This window comes from Vibrio sp. R11-SG3-ISO3-SZ (assembly GCF_059834345.1).
In genome coordinates, this window is record NZ_JCBDGX010000192.1 from 31,700 (window position 1) to 50,877 (window position 19,178).

General features: G+C 49.6%; 17 protein-coding genes. 9 read left to right on the top strand and 8 right to left on the bottom strand.

Translation table 11 applies throughout. The features are described 5' to 3' along the window. Positions 1 to 58 precede the first annotated feature (58 nt). The 4 genes from AC6R1O_RS19955 to AC6R1O_RS19970 are packed head-to-tail and all read right to left on the bottom strand — an operon-like array spanning position 59 to position 4,108. A complete protein-coding gene (locus tag AC6R1O_RS19955; RefSeq protein WP_334552874.1) occupies positions 59 to 964 on the bottom strand; it encodes a L,D-transpeptidase family protein in 906 nt (301 codons plus the stop codon). After that, a complete protein-coding gene (phrB, locus tag AC6R1O_RS19960; protein WP_500657704.1) occupies positions 965 to 2,380 on the bottom strand; it encodes a deoxyribodipyrimidine photo-lyase in 1,416 nt (471 codons plus the stop codon). Next, on the bottom strand, positions 2,377 to 3,168 hold the full coding sequence (locus AC6R1O_RS19965) for a MerR family transcriptional regulator (protein WP_500657705.1): 792 nt from the start codon (positions 3,166 to 3,168) through the stop codon (positions 2,377 to 2,379). Before AC6R1O_RS19965 ends, phrB begins: the two co-directional genes overlap by 4 nt. After that, entirely contained in the window at positions 3,158 to 4,108 is a 951-nt protein-coding gene (locus AC6R1O_RS19970) for a YbgA family protein (RefSeq protein WP_500626213.1), read from the bottom strand. The genes AC6R1O_RS19965 and AC6R1O_RS19970 overlap by 11 nt, the downstream gene beginning before the upstream one ends. 355 nt (positions 4,109 to 4,463) lie before the next feature. On the opposite strand from AC6R1O_RS19970, the gene deoD reads away from it, so the two are divergent. The 6 genes from deoD to AC6R1O_RS20000 all read left to right on the top strand — a co-directional run bounded on the left by deoD (position 4,464) and on the right by AC6R1O_RS20000 (position 11,596). Further along, positions 4,464 to 5,174, top strand: coding sequence for a purine-nucleoside phosphorylase (deoD, locus tag AC6R1O_RS19975; RefSeq protein ID WP_334552881.1), 711 nt, complete (start codon positions 4,464 to 4,466; stop codon positions 5,172 to 5,174). Between the two features lie 55 nt (positions 5,175 to 5,229). Next, positions 5,230 to 6,699, top strand: coding sequence for a transposase (locus tag AC6R1O_RS19980; RefSeq protein WP_500657706.1), 1,470 nt, complete (start codon positions 5,230 to 5,232; stop codon positions 6,697 to 6,699). A 139-nt stretch (positions 6,700 to 6,838) separates the two neighbouring features. Further along, a complete protein-coding gene (locus tag AC6R1O_RS19985) occupies positions 6,839 to 8,293 on the top strand; it encodes a hypothetical protein (RefSeq protein ID WP_500626215.1) in 1,455 nt (484 codons plus the stop codon). Positions 8,294 to 8,305: 12 nt separating this feature from the next. Then, on the top strand, positions 8,306 to 9,886 hold the full coding sequence (locus AC6R1O_RS19990; protein ID WP_500630243.1) for a diguanylate cyclase: 1,581 nt from the start codon (positions 8,306 to 8,308) through the stop codon (positions 9,884 to 9,886). Positions 9,887 to 10,091: 205 nt separating this feature from the next. Beyond that, on the top strand, positions 10,092 to 10,466 hold the full coding sequence (locus AC6R1O_RS19995) for a DUF3302 domain-containing protein (protein ID WP_334552889.1): 375 nt from the start codon (positions 10,092 to 10,094) through the stop codon (positions 10,464 to 10,466). Beyond that, positions 10,466 to 11,596 (top strand): HlyD family secretion protein, encoded by a 1,131-nt coding sequence (locus AC6R1O_RS20000; RefSeq protein WP_334552891.1) that lies wholly within the window; start codon positions 10,466 to 10,468, stop codon positions 11,594 to 11,596. The genes AC6R1O_RS19995 and AC6R1O_RS20000 overlap by 1 nt, the downstream gene beginning before the upstream one ends. Positions 11,597 to 11,675: 79 nt before the next feature. Here AC6R1O_RS20000 and AC6R1O_RS20005 read toward each other — a convergent pair whose 3' ends face one another. After that, the gene (locus tag AC6R1O_RS20005; protein ID WP_334552893.1) at positions 11,676 to 12,032 is read right to left on the bottom strand and encodes an acyl-CoA synthetase; all 357 of its coding nucleotides are present in this window, start codon (positions 12,030 to 12,032) and stop codon (positions 11,676 to 11,678) included. A 183-nt stretch (positions 12,033 to 12,215) separates the two neighbouring features. Here AC6R1O_RS20005 and AC6R1O_RS20010 point away from each other — a divergent pair, with 183 nt between their 5' ends. Next, positions 12,216 to 13,097, top strand: a complete 882-nt coding sequence (locus tag AC6R1O_RS20010) for a DMT family transporter (RefSeq protein ID WP_500657707.1) — start codon at positions 12,216 to 12,218, stop codon at positions 13,095 to 13,097. A 68-nt stretch (positions 13,098 to 13,165) separates the two neighbouring features. On the opposite strand, the gene AC6R1O_RS20015 is transcribed toward AC6R1O_RS20010, so the two are convergent. Continuing rightward, positions 13,166 to 13,621 carry a GNAT family N-acetyltransferase gene (locus tag AC6R1O_RS20015; protein ID WP_500626218.1) on the bottom strand — a complete coding sequence of 152 codons (456 nt, stop codon included), beginning with the start codon at positions 13,619 to 13,621 and terminating at the stop codon, positions 13,166 to 13,168. 346 nt (positions 13,622 to 13,967) lie between these two features. On the opposite strand from AC6R1O_RS20015, the gene AC6R1O_RS20020 reads away from it, so the two are divergent. Then, positions 13,968 to 15,401 (top strand): methyl-accepting chemotaxis protein, encoded by a 1,434-nt coding sequence (locus AC6R1O_RS20020; RefSeq protein ID WP_500632404.1) that lies wholly within the window; start codon positions 13,968 to 13,970, stop codon positions 15,399 to 15,401. Positions 15,402 to 15,502: 101 nt separating this feature from the next. Here the strand turns inward: AC6R1O_RS20020 and AC6R1O_RS20025 are convergent, their stop codons facing one another. Beyond that, positions 15,503 to 16,267, bottom strand: a complete 765-nt coding sequence (locus AC6R1O_RS20025) for a ferredoxin--NADP reductase (RefSeq protein WP_500632403.1) — start codon at positions 16,265 to 16,267, stop codon at positions 15,503 to 15,505. Between the two features lie 173 nt (positions 16,268 to 16,440). Between AC6R1O_RS20025 and AC6R1O_RS20030 the strand changes: the two genes are divergently transcribed. Then, entirely contained in the window at positions 16,441 to 16,881 is a 441-nt protein-coding gene (locus AC6R1O_RS20030) for an acyl-CoA thioesterase (RefSeq protein ID WP_500626221.1), read from the top strand. An 81-nt stretch (positions 16,882 to 16,962) separates the two neighbouring features. Here the strand turns inward: AC6R1O_RS20030 and glgB are convergent, their stop codons facing one another. After that, positions 16,963 to 19,146 carry a 1,4-alpha-glucan branching protein GlgB gene (gene glgB, locus AC6R1O_RS20035; protein WP_487903036.1) on the bottom strand — a complete coding sequence of 728 codons (2,184 nt, stop codon included), beginning with the start codon at positions 19,144 to 19,146 and terminating at the stop codon, positions 16,963 to 16,965. Between the last annotated feature and the right edge of the window lie 32 nt (positions 19,147 to 19,178).

Below are 19,178 nucleotides of genomic sequence, written 5' to 3' on the forward strand. Positions count from 1 at the left end.
TCCTGCACTCACGCTGACCATTCTAGCTACCGTTCATTCTCGATAAGCAAGTCATTACCTACAAATAATCTGGCGCGACGATTTCTACCGGCACACCATTTTGCGCAAGGATCGCTGCTTTCGCTTTGGAATCAGAATGCTGAAACTCATCGAGCCACCAAGTGAGCTCTTGCGGAATAGTCAGCAACGTCTTGCTGCCATCACTTCGTGTCAGGGGCTCATGCGCTTCAATAAAGACGCTTCTGTCTGGCTCCAACGCCACTTTCACTGGGTCATTGATGACTTGCACCTTAGTGCCCACATTGACTTGAGAGAAAAGCCACTCAATATCTTTGGGCTCCATTCGAATACAGCCAGCACTAACACGTAGACCGATGCCAAAGTCTTTGTTGGTTCCGTGGATCAGATAGTCTCCGACACCATAGGCCAAGCGGAGCGCGTACTCACCAAGCGGGTTTTCAGGGCCTGCGGACACCACAGGCGGCAACTCAATCCCCTTCGCCAAATACTCTTTACGAATGGAAGCCGGCGGCGTCCAAGTTGGGTTGGCGCGCTTTTGGCTAATGCTGGTCGTCATAGTGGGAGTATCTCGGCCGATACGGCCAATCCCTACCGGGAAGATGTGCACCACGCCTTTTTCAGGTTCGAAATAGTACAACCTCAGCTCCGCTAGATTGATCACTACGCCCTGTCTCTCGACATTGGGCAAGATCACTTGCGTTGGAATTGTCAACACATGGTCGGCGGCGGGCAAAAAGGGGTCGACCCCTTTATTCGCGGCCATCAAGGAGAGAAAACCAACATCATAACGTTTAGCAATTTCCGCCAGTGTTTCACCTTCAACCACTTGGTGATACTGAGTACGCCCAACAAGACGACTCTCTTCACCGGGTAATTCGTAGGTCGCAGAAAACGCAAACCAGGGTGTGACTAGGGCACACAAAGACACCCATTTACGCAGCATTTAGTTTCCCTTTGCTTCTTTGTAGATCTCTAAGGTTATCGCTCTTGCACTCTTATGATCAACTATTGGTTGAGGATATTGACGACAATTTAACCCCGGGTCAGACCAGGGTGTGTGGATGTATTTGTCTGGCACTGAACTCAACTCTGGCACCCAGCGGCGAATAAACGCGCCACGATCATCAAAGCGCTCACCTTGAGAGGTCGGGTTAAAAATACGAAAGTAAGGCTGACCATCACACCCCGTTGACGCGCACCACTGCCATCCACCATTATTTGCAGCGTAATCACCATCAATCAGTTGACGCATAAAGTAGCGCTCGCCAATACGCCAATCGACGTGCAGATCTTTAACCAAAAAGCTCGCCACAACCATGCGCAGTCGATTGTGCATCCAGCCCGTTTCATTCAGTTGCCTCATCGCCGCATCGACAATAGGGTAGCCTGTCTCACCGCGCTTCCAAGCCTCAATGTGTTTGGGGTTATTTTGCCACCTCAGCTCCTCTCCCCAAGCATTAAAACTCTCCCCTCTCGACAGTTTGGGTTCAAAGTGGAGCAAGTGCTGATAGAACTCTCGCCATACGAGCTCGCTGTGCCACACTTCTCGCCCACCACTGAGTGGCAGCGTTTGCTGATACATTAAGCGCGCCATGCATTGACGCACAGACAGCGCCCCAATCGCCAGATACGGCGACAGCTGGCTGGTATTATCCAACGCCGGGAAATCCCGCTTGTCACCATACTCATCCGCTTTGCTCTGCACAAACTCTCTCAAGGTAGCGATGATGTCTCGAGTCTTGACACTGTATCGCTCGCTCGGTTCACGCGGGTAACTGAACGGACTCGCCTCATCCAACAAGGCGACATCTTGGTGTTGCAACACCCCTGCACACGGCGTCGCTTTGAAGGTCTGGATGTGGAATCCTTCACTATAGAGTTTACTTAAATAAGCGCGCTTGTAAGGGGTGAAGACTTTGAAATAGTCGCCTTGCTTGTTGCGCACTGAGCCAGGCGGAAAAATACATTTATCATCAAAGCGATGCACGTCCACAGAAGTTGAACTCAATGCCTCCTCCAGCGCTTCATCGCGGCGACGTTCATTCAGTTCATACTCATTATTTAGATACAGACCCGTTGCTTTAGCTTGCAGTGCCAACTCAGCCACCAGCGCTGCGCTGTCTGCGAAGGTCTCGACTTGCGCATAATAAAGCGGGATGTCGAGTTCGGCTAATTCCGTCTTTAACTCGTGCAAGCGACGGTAGATGAGATCCGCTTGCCTTGGACTATGATCGTGGGTTTGCCAGGTACCGGGCGTTGCGATGTATAACGCCACGACCGGTTGACCTCGATTCACGGCGCTCACTAATGCGTGATTGTCTTCAACACGTAAATCACGGCGCAACCAAACAATATTCAAAACCTTCTCCTTACCAATTCGATCATTTCTGACAGCGAGAGTTGCCCATGCTGCGCTTCTAACTCTTTGATCACACTAAGCTGAGATTCACTCGGTTTCGTGGCACTGTAAAACGCCAGTTGTTCAAAGCGGTGAACGGCGGTGTGCTCTAAGAGGCCCGACAGATCCTCGACGCCATCAATCATCAAGACTCGATAGCCTTGACTGACCAGACTCAGGGCCCACAGTTGAGTGTGAATATCGCGCGCCGCATCGAGATTGATTGCCAAACATTTACCGCGATGGGCCACCTTGTTTTCCGCCTCAATGATCTGGTTGAGCTTAGTGACCATTAAGGTATTAAACAGACCAAGATGCAAAGATCGCAGGCTTTGTTTCACTAGCGCGAGCGCATTGAGCGTTGGCGTGATGAACTGACGCTCAACCAACTCAAGAGGATACTCTTTTAGCACACCATTAATCACACTCTCTGCACGCTTGGTATTGAGGTTGGTCAGCGCTTCAAGCACCTCCTCTACTGCCTCTAAACTGCCGACGTCTAGCGCTTCATCTGGCAAATCAGACCCGAGCAGGGCTTTCACTTTACCAATCGAAATCCCTTTCGCGAGCCAGCCTTGAATCTCATTGATGAGTGCAATGTGCTCATCCGTGTAGAGTCTGTGGCCTTTTTCAGTGCGCTCCGGTTGGATCAAGTTGTATCTACGCTGCCACGCTCGCAGCGTCACAGGCTTAACGCCGGTTAAATCCGAGACCTCTCGAATCGCATACCAATTTTTTTCACAGACCATAACGCAGTCTTAACTCCTGTGGGTGGGGCTGCAGGAACTTTTGCTTTGCCAAGTATTCATCGGGATGAGTGGATAGATAATGTTTAATGAGCGTTAGCGGAGCCAACAAAGGCAGCAAACCCACACGGTATTCGTCGATCACTCGGCGCAGCTCAGACTTTTGTTCTTTGTCGAGATGACGCTTAAAGTAACCTTGGATGTGCATCAGCACGTTGGTGTTGTTTTTACGACTGGCGCGATTGGCCACCGCTTGCATCAACGCGGTACGGTACAAGTGGTAAAACTCTTCGATGTCGTACTCTTTGATGTTGGCAACCATGCGCCCAAGCTCTTTGTACGCTTCAGGGTGATGAGCCATTAAGGTCAACTTGTAACGCGAGTGGAAAGCGATGATTTTGCCACGGGTCGGCGTCTCACCCATTGAGTCATAAAAATCACGTAGGGTATAAACGCGGGTAATGAAGTTCTCTTTCAACACAGGATCATTGAGCCGTCCATCTTCCTCAACGGGTAGCCATGGCATCTGCTCCATCAACTGCTGTGTATACAGTCCGACCCCGATATTTTCCGCACCAGCTTTACGGTACACTTTAACGCGCTCCATTCCACAGGTGGGCGATTTAGCACAAACGATGTAACCGCATAGCTCTTCATCAACTAAACTGGCAACCTTCTGTTGGGAATAGCGAATCATGGCGTCCGTGTGATCTTTACTCGAATCTTTGGTCTCCACCAGCGCAATACGCTCATCGTTTGACATCAATCGAATCGTCGGCCTAGGAACCGGCATCCCCATTCCCACTTCAGGGCATATCGGCATAAATTCAAAAAACGGTGCCAACTCTTTCGTGACAAACTTGCTAATCTTATGACCCGAGTCGAAACGGACTTTTTCTCCCAGCACACAAGAACTGATACCGATCGTAATTTGCTTTTCCATGTTGAGCTCCCATCACCATCAAATGTGTACAACTTAATTTCTTGTATAACTTAATTTCTCATATAAGTAGTAGCACAGCACTTGAAACATGTACAAAAAAATTATTTGTACAATGTTACGCAAACACAACCATTTTGGTTCACTCCCCAAGCAAACGTTTTTGCAAATCGATTGCCAAATCACTTTCAACACATTTGGTTATCAATACCTCGAAATTGTCATAGCACACCCTATTTTGTGAGCAACCTCTCAAGGAACAATGGCTGACAAGGCTAGTATTGCCTCAACACAGAATTGAAGTTCAACATAATTGGTAATCAGCTCAGCGATTACTGACCCATTTGGAGTAATGACTATGGCAACCCCACACATTAATGCTCAGCCAGGCGACTTTGCAGAAACCGTATTGATGCCAGGCGATCCGCTACGCGCTAAATACATCGCAGAGACATTCCTTGATGACGTCAAACAAGTTTGTGACGTTCGCAACATGTTTGGCTACACAGGCACCTACAAAGGCAAAAAAGTGTCGGTGATGGGTCACGGCATGGGCATCCCATCTTGCTGTATCTACGTTCATGAGTTGATTGCCGAGTTCGGTGTGAAGAACGTGATTCGTGTCGGTAGCTGTGGCGCAGTACGTGACGACGTAAAATTAATGGACGTTGTGATTGGTATGGGCGCCTCCACAGACTCAAAAGTCAACCGAATCCGTTTTAACGATCACGATTTCGCGGCCATTGCCGACTTCGGTCTTCTTGAAACCGCCGTTGCTCAAGCTCGCGCGCAAAACGTGCCAGTCAAAGTCGGTAACGTATTCTCAGCGGATCTCTTCTACACACCAGAAGCAGACATCTTCGAGAAGATGGAAAAACTCGGCATCCTTGGTGTGGATATGGAAGCTGCAGGCATCTACGGCGTTGCCGCTGACCTTGGTGCAAAAGCGCTCACCATTCTGACTGTCTCTGATCACATCATCCGTGGTGAAAAGCTGAGCTCAGAAGAACGTCAAAAATCGTTCAATGACATGATGAAAGTGGCGCTAGAAACCGCCATCAACCTGTAACGATATTGCAGCCAAGTGACCGCTTGGCTGCCCAGATAGTCCCGAGGGGGAGAGAGTGACAACTGGCAAACTGCCAAAGGAAGCAGATGGGTTACAGCTCAATTTTTGTAAAACATTGGCGTGTGACAACTTTGGATTGAGTGATGCGCATCGTTACGTTGTGCAGCACGCTAACCCTAAACGACCTGCGATGGTATGTCGGGAGTGCGGTGCTTTCCCCCCCTTACTTAACAATCAAGATGTGCTGACTGAACTGCAACGTTTACGCCAGCTACACAGCGATGGGCTGCCCGCTTGTCGCCAACCTGATTGTCCCAACATGGGCCTTTCGGTCCACACACATAAGCACCTCTACCACGCGTTTGGCTACAGTGGTGATAGGCAACGCTATCGTTGCAAAGCGTGCCAATCGACCTTTGTCGATAAGTGGTCAGGGGCGAACAAAAAATGTCAATTTCAAGAAAACCTGCTTGGGTTACTGTTTACGGGTTATTCCGTGCGTGAAATCTGCCGCAAGCTTTCCATCAACCCCAAAACCTTTTATGACCATGTTGAACATATCGCCAGCCGCTGCCGACGCAAGCTTGCCATGATTGACGCTCGTTGGGTCAACCACGCTAAACACTACGAACTCGCATCTCACTACGTCACCCTGCAACCTAAAAGCAATAACGGCGTATTGTGGTTTGCCACGGGTGAAGCCCACAGCGGCTACATTTTGTGCCAACACGTCAACTACTCGGCCAATGAAGAACCCGTTGGTGGTATCGATCATGATCCGTACCAAACGCCTGCGCGTTTTGTCTCACGCGATCACTGCTCTGAGGCCAACCTGCCCGTGCCAACGCCACCGAGCGATCTTCGCGAGCGCATCGACCAGCAGTACCAAACCATTTTGGCGCGAGGCAATGTGGAAGACCCCATGGGCAACCTCACCGTCTTCCATTACCCCTCTAAAGGGGCATTAATCAGAGCACCGTACACCTCGTACGCCCATTTCTTACATGTGCTGGATTTGTGTCAGGGCGACCGCCAAGTTTCCATCTATCTACCGCAAGACCCAGTGCTTCGATCTGCAGCACTTAGCATATGCCTACCTAGAATTCAGCGTCAAAATATCGACCTTATGTATGTGGAAGAAGATCCACAGTGGTCTCTGAACCACAGTTTGGACAAAATCGACATCGTGCACATGGGTTGGTGGCGCGATCGCTGGGCGATTAGTTCCGATGGTCAATACGCCAAAGGCATTTGCTATCTCGCAGGACAAGATAATCGACCTAACTACTGGCTGCGCAGGGCTTCCATTCGTCAAACGGCGTTTTTCCAGTCTCGTTTTCAAACGCTCTTTAGCGGTTTTATCAATGAGCCGCGTCGCAAACTCAGACCGGGTGGTCTGCTGCCTATGTTGGATATTTTTAGAGCGTGGCATAATTTGTGCTACCAAGACAAACAAGGCATGACCGCAGCGCAACGGCTTGAATTGACTCAATCCCCTTTGACACTGCGTGAGCTGCTTTCATAATAAATAGAAGTGTGACGCATCCCTGTAAAAGGTGGAATGTTTGATGCTTTTGATAGTCGTAAACCCGTCAATGTTCATATTATACTGGGGTTTAGTACTAAAGTTTGATAGGTTTACTTAGCGGTAAGGGATTGACTCATTGGAAAAAAGCCAACGCCTACTCGACACTGAGCTTGAACAGCTAAAAAGTAAGATTGAATCCGATCCGGACAAAGTCTTCGCTTCCGCTGAGCAGTGCTTAGCGCGCGCCGCCCAAATCCTCTACCCACCCGCCGAGGTGAAAAGCCTCATCGTAATGGCGCGATGCGCGTGGGCATCGATGGACTACCGCAAAGGACTTCGCTACATCAAAGAGGCGCACACTAAACACAACGCCCTCGATACCGATGACCTGCTTCCTGAAATTCTGCACGTCTATGCGCTCCAATATTGGGGCCAAGCCAAATACTACTCTGCTCAACAATACTGGATTAACTGCCTTGAGCAGTCCGCACTGGTGGATGAAATTGAGTATCAAATCGAATCTTTGATTGGGTTGGGCAACATTTGGCGCATTACCCAAGAGTACGGCCTTGCCCAAAGTACTCACGAATTAGCGGTCATGGTGGCCAACCATAATCGCATCGCTTGGCTTGAGGGCAAATCGCGTATTTTGCTCGCTTGGGATCTCTACCTACTCAACAACTACGTTGAAATGCTTTCTGTTTTGGATGGCGCATCAGACTTACTCTATGATCACGAAGACAAAACCTGGCTGGCAGAGATTTGGGATTTCCGCGGACTTGCGCTGCTGGGGCTTGAGCGTATTGAAGACGCAGAAGAAGCCACGCGAAAAGCGCACGATCTTGCGGTGAAACACGATTTGGTGTGGATGAAGTCTCACTCCTACATTAGCCGAGCGAGACTCGAACTACTACGAAAAAATCCACAAAAAGCGACAGAGTTACTGATTCAAGCTGAGCAGTCCGCCAAGTCGTTTGATAATGGCGAGCTGTTATCACAAATCTGTTTCCAGCAGTCGCGCGTCGCAGAAGAGAGCGGTCAATATCAAGCGGCACTCGCATCATTCAAAAAATACCGTGACCACTCCATTAACATGCTGCGCGAGCAAACCGCACGCGTATCAAACGATAAAGCACGCGCATCAAAGCGTCAGCTAGAGCAACGAGCGCGCAAACTGATCAACCGCATCAGACGTCAACACGAGTACGACCCAGAAAAACACCTCACACAAATGGTGTCTGAGACGTTTTGGTGGGAACAATTGGTGCTGTTTAAGACAGAGTTGAAGCACGCCAATCACGCGGTGATTATGATCCAGCACGACGATCCGCTCTATTTGGATGTGTGCGCCGAAATCGCCCATTCACTGTGTAATAACCGCGATTTGTTGTCTCGCTTGAGCAGTCAACGCCTTGGCTTATTGATTGCCGAAAAAGGCAGTGACGCCATCAGCGTTTTTCAGGTTCTCACCAAAATGATAGAAATGTACCCTTGGCATCGACGCGGATTGAGCCAATCGCTGCCAAAAGTTGTGTTCAGCGACATTCTCTCCTTCCCGTTCACACTAGAACAGCTCGAAGAAAACGTGTAGGAGGAAAACAGCATGGAAAGACTCCTCAATAAAATTTCAGATTCTGGCCTTGATCCCTCCTCCGTCTCTGGCGAAGAAGCGCTAATTTTTTGGGACCACGTTCGCCGACATATCGCCACCACACCCCAAGAAAAAGCCCAGGCCTTATTCATTAGCGCCGAATACCGCAGCGAGCTCAAGCAATTGCAGGCGAGTATTGATGAGCTGCAAACCTCGCTGAAGTTTCTCGCTCTGCCCAAAGATGCCGAGATGGTGCTCGAAGTGCGCAATAATTTGGCTGAGCGTTTGGTCGAAAACGGCGATTACTATGGCGCGTTAAACCAATACGCCAGTGCCACAACGATCGCAGTAGAGAGCAGTAACATTGATGCGTATGTACTCGCGGTATTGGGGATGGGCAATCTGTGTGATGCCTATGGCGATCACAATCGCGCGCTGCGCTACTACCAAAAAATCGACAGTATTGACCATGCAATCCAAAGTCGCTCGCTACGATTGCGCTATAAGCTCTATATGCTGGCTTGCTATATCGAGCTTAACCGTCTCACCGCGGCCACCGATTTGATCAAAGAGTGTGAAGAGCTCAGTATCTTGGTCAGCGACAAAGTGTTAGCGGGGCAGATTTTGCTCTATCAAGCTAAGCTATATAGACAAAGCGACGAAGCAGAATTGGCGCTTAAATCACTGGGCAACGTACAATACTCAGCGGGCAACATTCACTCCGCCTGGCTCTCTACCATGATCAAAATCGAGCTTGCTTGTTGCCTCAATGACTTTGGCAAAGGCCACTTGGCCAGTTGGGTACTGCACCAAGCGCATCGCCGTATCGAGCGTCAACCCTCACCGTTATTAAACCTTAAGCTATCCAACTCGATGGCTCATGTTTCCGAGCAGCAAGGCGACTTTAAACGCGCCCTCGAATTTCAAAAACGCGCGTATCGCATCGAAAGCGATTTGATGAAAAAAATCCCTATTGGTGAGTTGGGCGCGAGTCAGCTGCGCAAATTGTCACGCTTTGAATTGCAGCTCAAACTGATCCTCTCTGAGCTTGAGAATCGAGAGCTCAAAGAGACCACTGAGAGCCAAAAACACACTGTGGCTCAGCTTCAGCAAGACGTGTTTACCGATCCGCTCACCTCCTTGCATAACCGTCGCTGGCTCGACGTTAAGCTGAAAGATCTGCTATTACACGAAACCCCCTTTGCCCTGTTAGTCGTCGATATCGATCACTTTAAGTCCATCAATGATGAGCTCAGTCACCTAGTCGGTGACAAAGCGATCGTCAATGTGTCTCACGAACTGGCGGCCTACTTTAAGTTTCGTGGCGCCTCCTGTGTGCGATTTGGTGGCGAGGAGTTTTTGGTGATTCTGGAAAACGCTTCCCTTGAACAAGCTGCCCTGCATGCCGAAAATTACCGCGAAAAAATCTACCAGTTTGGCTGGCATGAAATCCTCGGAGAGCGTGGCCTCACCGTCAGTATCGGCATTACTTTGCACCGAGAAGGGGAAAACACGCAGCGTACCTTCTACCGAGCTGATAAAGCGCTCTACCGCGCTAAAGCCAACGGCCGAAACCAAGTCTGCACCGAATAACTCTCTTCAGCGCGAATAGCGGCACTACCACGGCCTTGTTCGCGCAGTCCATCCTCTTGCTCTGCTCTTTTTGTCTGAATATTCTGATGTTAATAATCGTGAGCGAGTTTGCATCTAATTTGTTGTTTTTATTTCTATACTTTGTAGATAACTGACAGTACCCTGTATGGATTGTTTTCATTAATAAAGAGATAAGGACGTTGCCATGTTTTTAGACTACTTCGCACTTGGTCTACTCGTCTTTGTTGCCTTAGTGATTTTCTACGGCATCATCGTCATTCATGACATTCCCTACGAAATTGCCAAAGAGCGCGAACATCCCCATCAAGATGCGATTCACTACGCGGGTTGGGTGAGCCTATTCACACTCCATGCGTTGTGGCCATTTCTATGGATTTGGGCCACGCTGTGGCGCAAAGAACGTGGTTGGGGTTTTCAGAAATTGGAAGCCGAACAGCATGATATGCACCACCGCGTCGATGCGCTGATCGACCAAGTCAGTCAACTGCAAAAAGAAGTGGCTGAGCTGAAAAAACAACAATCTGACCCAGTCGCATCAACGGATGAGGAGCGTAGCTAATGGATCTCTTACTGATATTAACCTACGCGGCCATTTGTATTACCATCTTCAAAGTCTTCAAAATTCCGTTGAACAAGTGGACTGTACCGACAGCGGTATTAGGCGGCGTGGTACTGATTGGCACCTTGATCTTGTTGATGAACTACAACCACCCGTTTACCCAAATTGGTAACCAAGTTTTCTCTAGCACGCCGATTGTTTCCGGTGTACGCGGTCGAGTCATTGACGTTCCAGTAGAGCCAAACGAGCCATTGAAACAAGGGGATGTCCTGTTCCGCATTGATCCCATCCCTTACCAAGCAGAAGTCGACAAGATAAAAGCGCAGATCAAAGAAGCGAGCCAAGACGCATTGGGTCTTGAATCCAATCTTCAAGAAGCCGTGGCAGACAGAGAACGAGCCATTGCTGATCGAGACAAAGCGGAGCGCGAGTTTAGCCGTTATCAACGTGGGTTTGACAGAGGCGCGTTCACCGAGCAACAACTCGATACCCGTCGCCAAGCGTTTAAAGCCGCACAAGCTGCTGTCGCTGCCGCCGAAGCAAACGTTCAGCAAGCTCAAATCTCGCTCGATTCAGAGATCGGTGGTGAGAACACCACAGTTGCGCGCTTGTTAGCCGAACTTCGCCAAGCCGAATTTAACTTAGAGCAAACAGTCGTGCGTGCGCCAACTGATGGTTTTGCCACTCAATTGGCTCTGCGCCCTGGGGTCATGGCTGTGCCGCTTCCGCTGGCGCCCGTGATGACGTTTGTCCATACCGAAGAGATCATCTACACCGCGGCATTTCGCCAGAACTCGTTGCAACGTTTAGAGCCTGGATACGAAGCCGAGTTTCTCTTCCGCGCCTTACCGGGCAAAGTGTTTAAAGGGGAAGTGGTGGATGTGCTACCAGCGATTGGTGAAAGCCAGTTCCAAGCGCGTGGCGCCCTACTAGGGACAGATGCACTGCGCACCAGCGGCCGTGTGTTTGTCACCCTGCGTATTACCGATGATTTATCGGATTACCATCTGCCACTGGGTACCGCTGTCGAAGTTGCGGTCTACTCGGATCGATTTGAGCACGTGTCTATTATGCGGAAGGTTTTGATTCGCATGAAGAGTTGGCAAAACTACCTCTATCTCGATCACTAACCGTCAATAACGATTCAGGGGCCAATTGGCCCCTGAATTTTTTGCTCTGTCCGTCATTAAAAGCGACGTGTAGACATCGCTAGGCAATATTGAGAAATAGCTCATCGTCTGTCATGTATTTATGTCGACTACCGCTGTTTCTAAGATGCATGAACATAAACTCTGGAAAGCCTGGTGCCAACAGATCATTGGGTTCCCATACTATGCCGCCGACAAACACGTAGCGGCCTTGTTTTTCTTCTTCATGCAGTGGATTGTTTAACGGCGTCGAAAGTTCCGGTCTTACGCCCTCAATCACACACACCACCTGCCCCTTCGCAATACCAATCACTCGCTTAACCAAGTTTGCTTTCACGCCACATTTCCATGCTTGGCGAGTGGCCATCTCAAAGCCTTGCTTTTTCACGCCTTTTTGAATGTTTACGATGAGGTTCATAGTGGGGAGTCTCTTTGTCATACTGCGATCACGCTCTGAGCATATAGCAACCGCAGCGCGTCACCTAATAGTATTTCTTCCCGTGTCGATAGAATTGGCCAGAATCGGAACCTGCATTCACTATTTCATTGCCTTATTCAGTCACTTGCGTCACATTGAGTTGACCAATGGAAGGAATCGACAATGAGTTATGCCAGTTTTATCCGTCTAATGATGCTTGCTGCTATTTGGGGTGGCTCATTTCTTTTTATGCGCATTGCGGCCAATACGTTTGGCCCCGCCTATTTGATTGAATGCCGCGTCGGCTTTGCGGCGCTGAGCTTATTGTTGGTCTCTTATTCTCTCAAGCGTTCTCTGCCCTTTCGCCAATACTTTCATCACTTTATGATCATTGGCCTGTTTAATACCGCGTTACCGTTTCTACTGTTTGCCTATTCAGCACAAACGCTCAATGCATCGACGCTTTCTGTTCTCAACTCAACCGCTGTCATTTGGGGCGCGCTTATTGGTGTGGTCTGGCATAAAGCACCGCTGACCAAACGTGTAGTTCTAGGCATGGCACTTGGCATCTTAGGCGTAACCGTGTTGGTCGGCGTTGACGCAATTCAGATTGGTACACAAGCGCGTTTACCCATTATGGCCGCACTGATGGCGGCGTTCAGCTATGGGATCGCCACCAACTACACCAAATCGGCGCCAAACGTCGCCTCCTTCGACAATGCACATGGCAACATGTGGGCTGCGGTGATCTGGATACTACCTTTGCTGCCTTTCATCCCGATGCGCGGTGCACCGACGGAAGTTGAGATGGTGTCGGTGGTGGCGTTAGGCGTCGTCTGTACTGGGGCGGCGTACCTACTCTACTTTCGCCTGGTTGCCGACGAGGGTGCGACCTCTGCCCTCTCGGTTACTTTTCTTATTCCGGTATTCGGGATTTTGTGGGGCGCGTTGATTCTCGATGAGCCTGTCGGCTGGTCTACCGTATTCGGCACTGGTTTAGTGCTAAGCGGCACCATGTTGGTGACTCATTTTTCACCCCTCTCCTTGCTGAAAAAAGGACCTTAGATCAAGATCTCGCCGCCAAATGACGGCGGGACATAAGTTGCCATGACACCTATCCCATAGACATAACATCATAGGGTTAAAGTCATAAAGCGGCTATTCGGATCGGGGGTATACTCAGCAAACGGTTCGCAATAGTGAAAACCAAACTTCTCATATAAGCGGCGAGCGGGCTCAAAAAACGCCATGGATCCAGTCTCTAAACTGACGCGATGCAACCCAATGTCACGCGAGTAATCCAGTACGTGCACCAATAAACGAGACGCGACGCCCTGTTTGCGAGCTTGATCGCTCGTGCGCATCGATTTCAGCTCACCGTGTGTGTCATCAAGCTGTTTCAATGCTGCACAGCCGAGCAAAACGTCTCCGTGCCAAGCCGTCCAAAAGGTCACTTCTGGCGACCGCAAGCGGCTCACATCCAATGCGTGAACGCTGTCTGGCGGCGATGTCGCGTTCATATCCTCAAGATGTTGGGCAAGCAAGGTGATAACCGATTCGTGCTCCAACTGACCTATCATTATTTTCATTGACGTTCCTACTCACTTCAATCGTGTGTTTTTATCCTGATGCCGAAGACCTATCGACATAAGCACAGATAAAGCAAGTTTAGAGCCAGAGACACGACGTCTATCGTTCGCAATCGACCAACACTCGCAGTGATGAATTGCTTGCTGTGATAAATAGGGATCCAAGTCTCAATAAACGAAAAGTTCACTAAACATTTTTCAAAAATACGCGATGATACTCACATAAATATAAGTTCATTGCTTATTATTTACATGGATTTGCCGATGCAGTGGTAACCCACTCACCACCGGGTGGCTAGGTAGTAGCAGAGCAAACCGTGCGACGAACAAGAATAGGAAGTCACGAATGAAAGAAGTTGATTTTAGAACCATTGATAGACTTTTCATCAAAATGTCTATCAACGACAAGATGTGGACGATTTTCGCCATTTTTCTTGTTGCCTTAACTGCGATTGCAGGTGGACGTTACTACGCGACGGTTGACGCGCTAGAGCACAACGCCATCTACGCCGCGGAGCAAAGATTGGCCGGGATACTCGCTGCGGGCACCCCTGAGAGCATTAGTGCACAGAAAAATGTGTCTAAATCGACTTCGATAGCGCCTGCTAGCCTAAATAATGGTGTCGTGAAGGTCACCGCGCGATCCGCGGATGGCAGCCACTATCAACTGACGGTCAATGCCACTCAAAGCCTTGAGCAAGGCAAATCTGCCGCACTGACCAGTTTCGCACTGAGCTACCTTTGGGTCATCCCGTTTGCGCTGTTCAGCTATTGGGTCGCTACGTTTATTGGTGGCGCGCTTTGGGTGCTCTATACCACTACCGAGCGTATCGGTGAAGGCGATTTAACGTCGCGCTTAGGCTTCCACCCTGGTCGTGATGAATTCGGTACCATTGGCTGCGCGCTGGATAAAGCCATGGATACCCTGACTGAACTCGTGGTAACGGTGAAAGAAAATGCGACCACTCTCAGTGAAACCTCTGCCTCCTTCGAGCAAGAAATGAAATTGAGCGAGTCACAAATTTCAAGCCAGTATGCCTCACTTGATTCGGTGGCGACCGCGATGGAAGAGATGACGGCATCAGCGAAAGAGGTGTCGAACATTTCTCAGCAGGCGACGTCGCAAACTGAGAACGATACCCAACACATTGATGGCAGCCACAAGCGTGTCTTGTCTGCGATTCAAGAGATCGACAAGCTTTCTAGCTACATTGAGCAAGCGTCTTCTTCTGTATCTAGCCTGAATGAGAACACCACACAGATTAATGAGGTGATCACCACCATCAATGCCATTTCTGAGCAGACCAACCTCCTCGCGCTCAACGCGGCGATCGAAGCGGCGCGTGCCGGTGAACAAGGTCGCGGCTTTGCGGTAGTGGCCGATGAAGTTCGGACACTCGCCAGTCGTACTCAAGCGGCGACCGTTGAAATTCAATCAATGATTGAGAAGCTGCAATCAGAAAGCCACAACATCGCCAATATTACTGAGCAAACCGTTGCCCAAGCTAAAACTAGCAGCGATTTGATTGCCGAACTAGGCAGCGATGTCCAATCCATCGCCGACTCAGCCCGCTCTCTCATGGATATGAGTATTCAGATCTCGACCTCAGCAGAAGAGCAAAGCGCCGTGGCGAACGACATCGCCTCAGAGCTCAGTGATATTCGCACCCAATCGAATACCATTCGTAGTGTCGCAGAGCAAAGCTCAATGGGCGTCGCAAACCTGACCAAAGCGTCGTCATCACTGGCAAGCATTCTCAAGCAGTATCGTACGCAGTAAACCTTCGCGTATTACACTGCCTAAACATCGAAAGCCGAGCGCAGTTTTCTGCCGCTCGGCTTTCTTTATCCTTATTCTGCTGTTTATACTTACCTGCGTTGCTACCAATACCGCTCGAAGATGATGTTGCCACCCGTGGCGCGTCGATACTTATTCAGCCCCATCTCCACCAGCGTTTGTTGAGTATCTTTAATCATTTCAGGATTACCACACAGCATCACAAAACTCTGTTCGGGCGCCAAACAAACATCCGCACTGCGGAGCAGCGCACCACTTTGCAGCAATTGAGGAATTCGGCCGCTAAGATGTGTGGTGTCAGGGTCTCTTGATACGACCGGCAAGTAGCGCAGACGCCCTTCGTATTGCTGTACCAATTGATCAATCAAGTAGCGATAGACCAACTCTTTCTCATGACGCACCGCATGAACCAGCACAATCTCATCACAATTGGGGCGAAAATTCATGTCATCCAACAGAGAGAGAAACGGTCCAATGCCGGTACCTGTCGAGAGCAGCCAAAGGTTTTGAGCCTGTTTGGGTATGATGTCAAACGTCAGGTCGCCATAGGCCTCTTTGCCCACGTAGACACCATCACCGGTTTGCAGCTGTTGCAGTTTCGGCGTCAGTTTACCTTCTGGATGCGCGACGATTAAGAACTCCAGCATATCACTGGTATTGAGCGGTGCATTCACCAATGAGTAGGCGCGCGAAATCATGTTGCCTTCGTCATCAAGCAGTCCCAATTTAGTAAACTGCCCAGCCTTGAAGGTCAGGGGGGCGCCGGTTAATCGTAAGCTAAATACGTTCGGCGTCCAGTCAGTCCGACGTTCTAATCGCGCTAAGTTGAAACCATCAAGTACCGCCATGCTACGCACCTCTTCTGGTTAACATTCCATTAACTTACTCTTTCGCACCTATGAAGTAAAACTGGAACATTATTTAACCATCTAAGATCACAAATAAATAACAAAATAAAAACAACCCGACGCTGAAGTTCTAGAATATTTACTCCATCCACAATAAAAATTAAGAGAACCCTATGAGTGATCTGTTGAACGATTTTCCTGTCATCACTGAAATTCCCGTCGCATGGGGAGAGATGGATGCCTTGCAACACGTCAACAATGCGGTCTATTTTCGCTACTTTGAAACAGCGCGATTGGAGTATTTTGCCAAGATTGACTTGCTCGTGAACATCCAAAAAACCCAGGTTGGGCCCGTACTGAGTGAGACACAGTGTCGCTATAAACTGCCCGTCACTTACCCGGACACACTGTTGGTAGGCTCGCGCGTCATCGACCTCCAACAAGACCGCTTTACGATGGAATACCAAATCGTGAGCAAAAAACTGGGTAAAATTACCACCACCGGACGCGCCACCTGCGTAATGTTCGACTTCAAACACAACACCAAGGCCACCTTGCCAAGTCATGTTGCGCAGTTGATTCTCGCCACACAAGAATCGCATCCCGCCCCATAAACGGCAAAAAGCCCGCCACAAAGGCGGGCAAGATCAATAACAGGAATGGCGGTGAATTCAACGAATTACCGTTTATCGACGTTACTGCAGTTTGTAGAACACCGTCGAAAGCGGCGGCAAACTTAGAAGAAGTGAGTGATCCAACCCTTCGCTGCTGACCTTCTCTGTCTTCACTTTGCTTTTCACCTCAAAACCACTTCCATGGTACTTATCATCGTCGGTGTTGAGCAACAACGCATACTCACCCTTGATTGGCACGCCCAAACGGAATCGCTCATGCGGCACTGGTGTAAAGTTCGTCACCACCAAGATTCGCTCGCCGTTTTCGCTTAAGCGTTCGTGCGCCAAAATGGAGGCGTCCGCCGCATCTTGCAAGCGCCATTCAAAGCCTTTTGGCTCACAATCCCACTCATGCATCGCCGCTTCATGCTTGTAAAGCAAGTTGAGGTCACGCGTCAGAGCTTGTACCCCTTGATGGCGCTCAAAATCGAGCAAGAACCATTGCAGTTGATCATCATGATTCCACTCACCGGTCTGACCAAACTCTGCGCCCATAAAATTGAGTTTCTTACCAGGCTGACCGTACATGTAACCTAGGTAGGCACGCAGGTTTGCGGTTTGCTGCCACTCATCACCGGGCATTTTGTTATGGATTGAACCTTTGCCGTACACGACCTCGTCGTGAGACAGCGACAGCACGTAGTTTTCACTGTGCGCGTAAATCAACGGGAACGTAATGGTGTTGTGATGGTATTTGCGGTGCACAGGGTCTTGTTGAATGTAAGAGAGCGAATCGTGCATCCAACCCATATTCCACTTAAAACCAAAGCCGAGTCCACCCATAAAGGTCGGCGCTGAAACGCCCGGAAACGCCGTCGACTCTTCCGCGATGGTCATTGCGTTCGGGAAGTGTTTGTAGACTTCTTCGTTCATCCATTTCAGCGTCGCGATAGCATCGTAGTTTTCGTTGCCACCATCGACGTTCGGAATCCACTGATCGTGACTGCGCGAATAATCGAGGTAAAGCATCGAGGCTACTGCATCAACGCGGATACCATCAATATGGAATTGCTCAAACCAGTACAAGGCGTTGGAGACCAAGAAACGACGGACATGCTCGCGACCCAAATCGTAAATGAACGAGTTCCAATCTTGGTGCCAACCGCGACGCGGATCTGGATCGTGGTAAAGAGGCGTACCATCAAAATTCGCCAGACCATGATCGTCAGAAGGGAAATGGGCGGGCACCCAGTCAAGCACCACACCTAGACCAGCAAGGTGACACTGCTCAACAAAATATTTGAAATCATCGGGCGAGCCAAAACGGCTGGTTGGCGCAAACAGACCGACCGGTTGATAACCCCAAGAGCCATAGAATGGGTGCTCAGAGACGGGCATCAATTCAACGTGGGTGTAACCCATATCAACAAGGTAAGGGACTAGCTGATCGGCTAGTTCTCGGTAATTAAGGAAATCACCGTTGTCATCTCGGCGCCAAGAACCGGCATGCAACTCATAAAATGACAGCGCTTCATTGCGTTTTTGCGTAACAGGGCGCTGCTGCCACTCACTGTCTTGCCACTGATAGCGAGAGTGATCGTAGGTGACGGAGGCAAAAGAGGGGTATTGCTCTGCGTACGCGCCCCACGGATCGGCTTTGTGCGGCAAGCCTTCGCCATTGGGCCCTTTGAGTTCAAACTTGTAGCTAGTGCCTTCAGGTAGATTAGGCACAAACAAGCCCCAAATACCGTAATCTAAGCGCTGCATAGGATGACGGCGGCCATCCCACTGGTTGAACTCACCGACCAAACTGCACGCAGATGCGTGCGGTGCATAAACAAGAAAACGCGTCCCAGAGATGGACTTGCCGTCACGCTCTAAGGTGACAAACTGCGCGCCCATGTGGTGATACATCTGCTTGGGGGTATGCAGTTCTTCGTATTCTGCATAAATGGTGTGATATTGGTATGGATCATCCACCCATTGCTCTGTCCCCTGCCAATCGACCACAAGTTGGTAGTGGGTAAAGCGCAAATCTTTGGCCTCGGTTAATACAAAGCCTGAATCTTCTTCTCGCTGCAACTCAATGCGCGGTTCACCATCAATCACTAACTCGACTTTATCGGCTCCCGGCATCCAAACGCGCAAACTTGACGTTTTATCCTCAATAAACGGCCCTAGAAATGAAAATGGGTCTGCAAATTGAGCGTGAGAAAGTTGGTTATATTTTTGTGTTTTTTTGTCAATCTTGGTCACTTTTTTCAAGTTATTCTCTCCCTAACCTAACCTTCCGACTG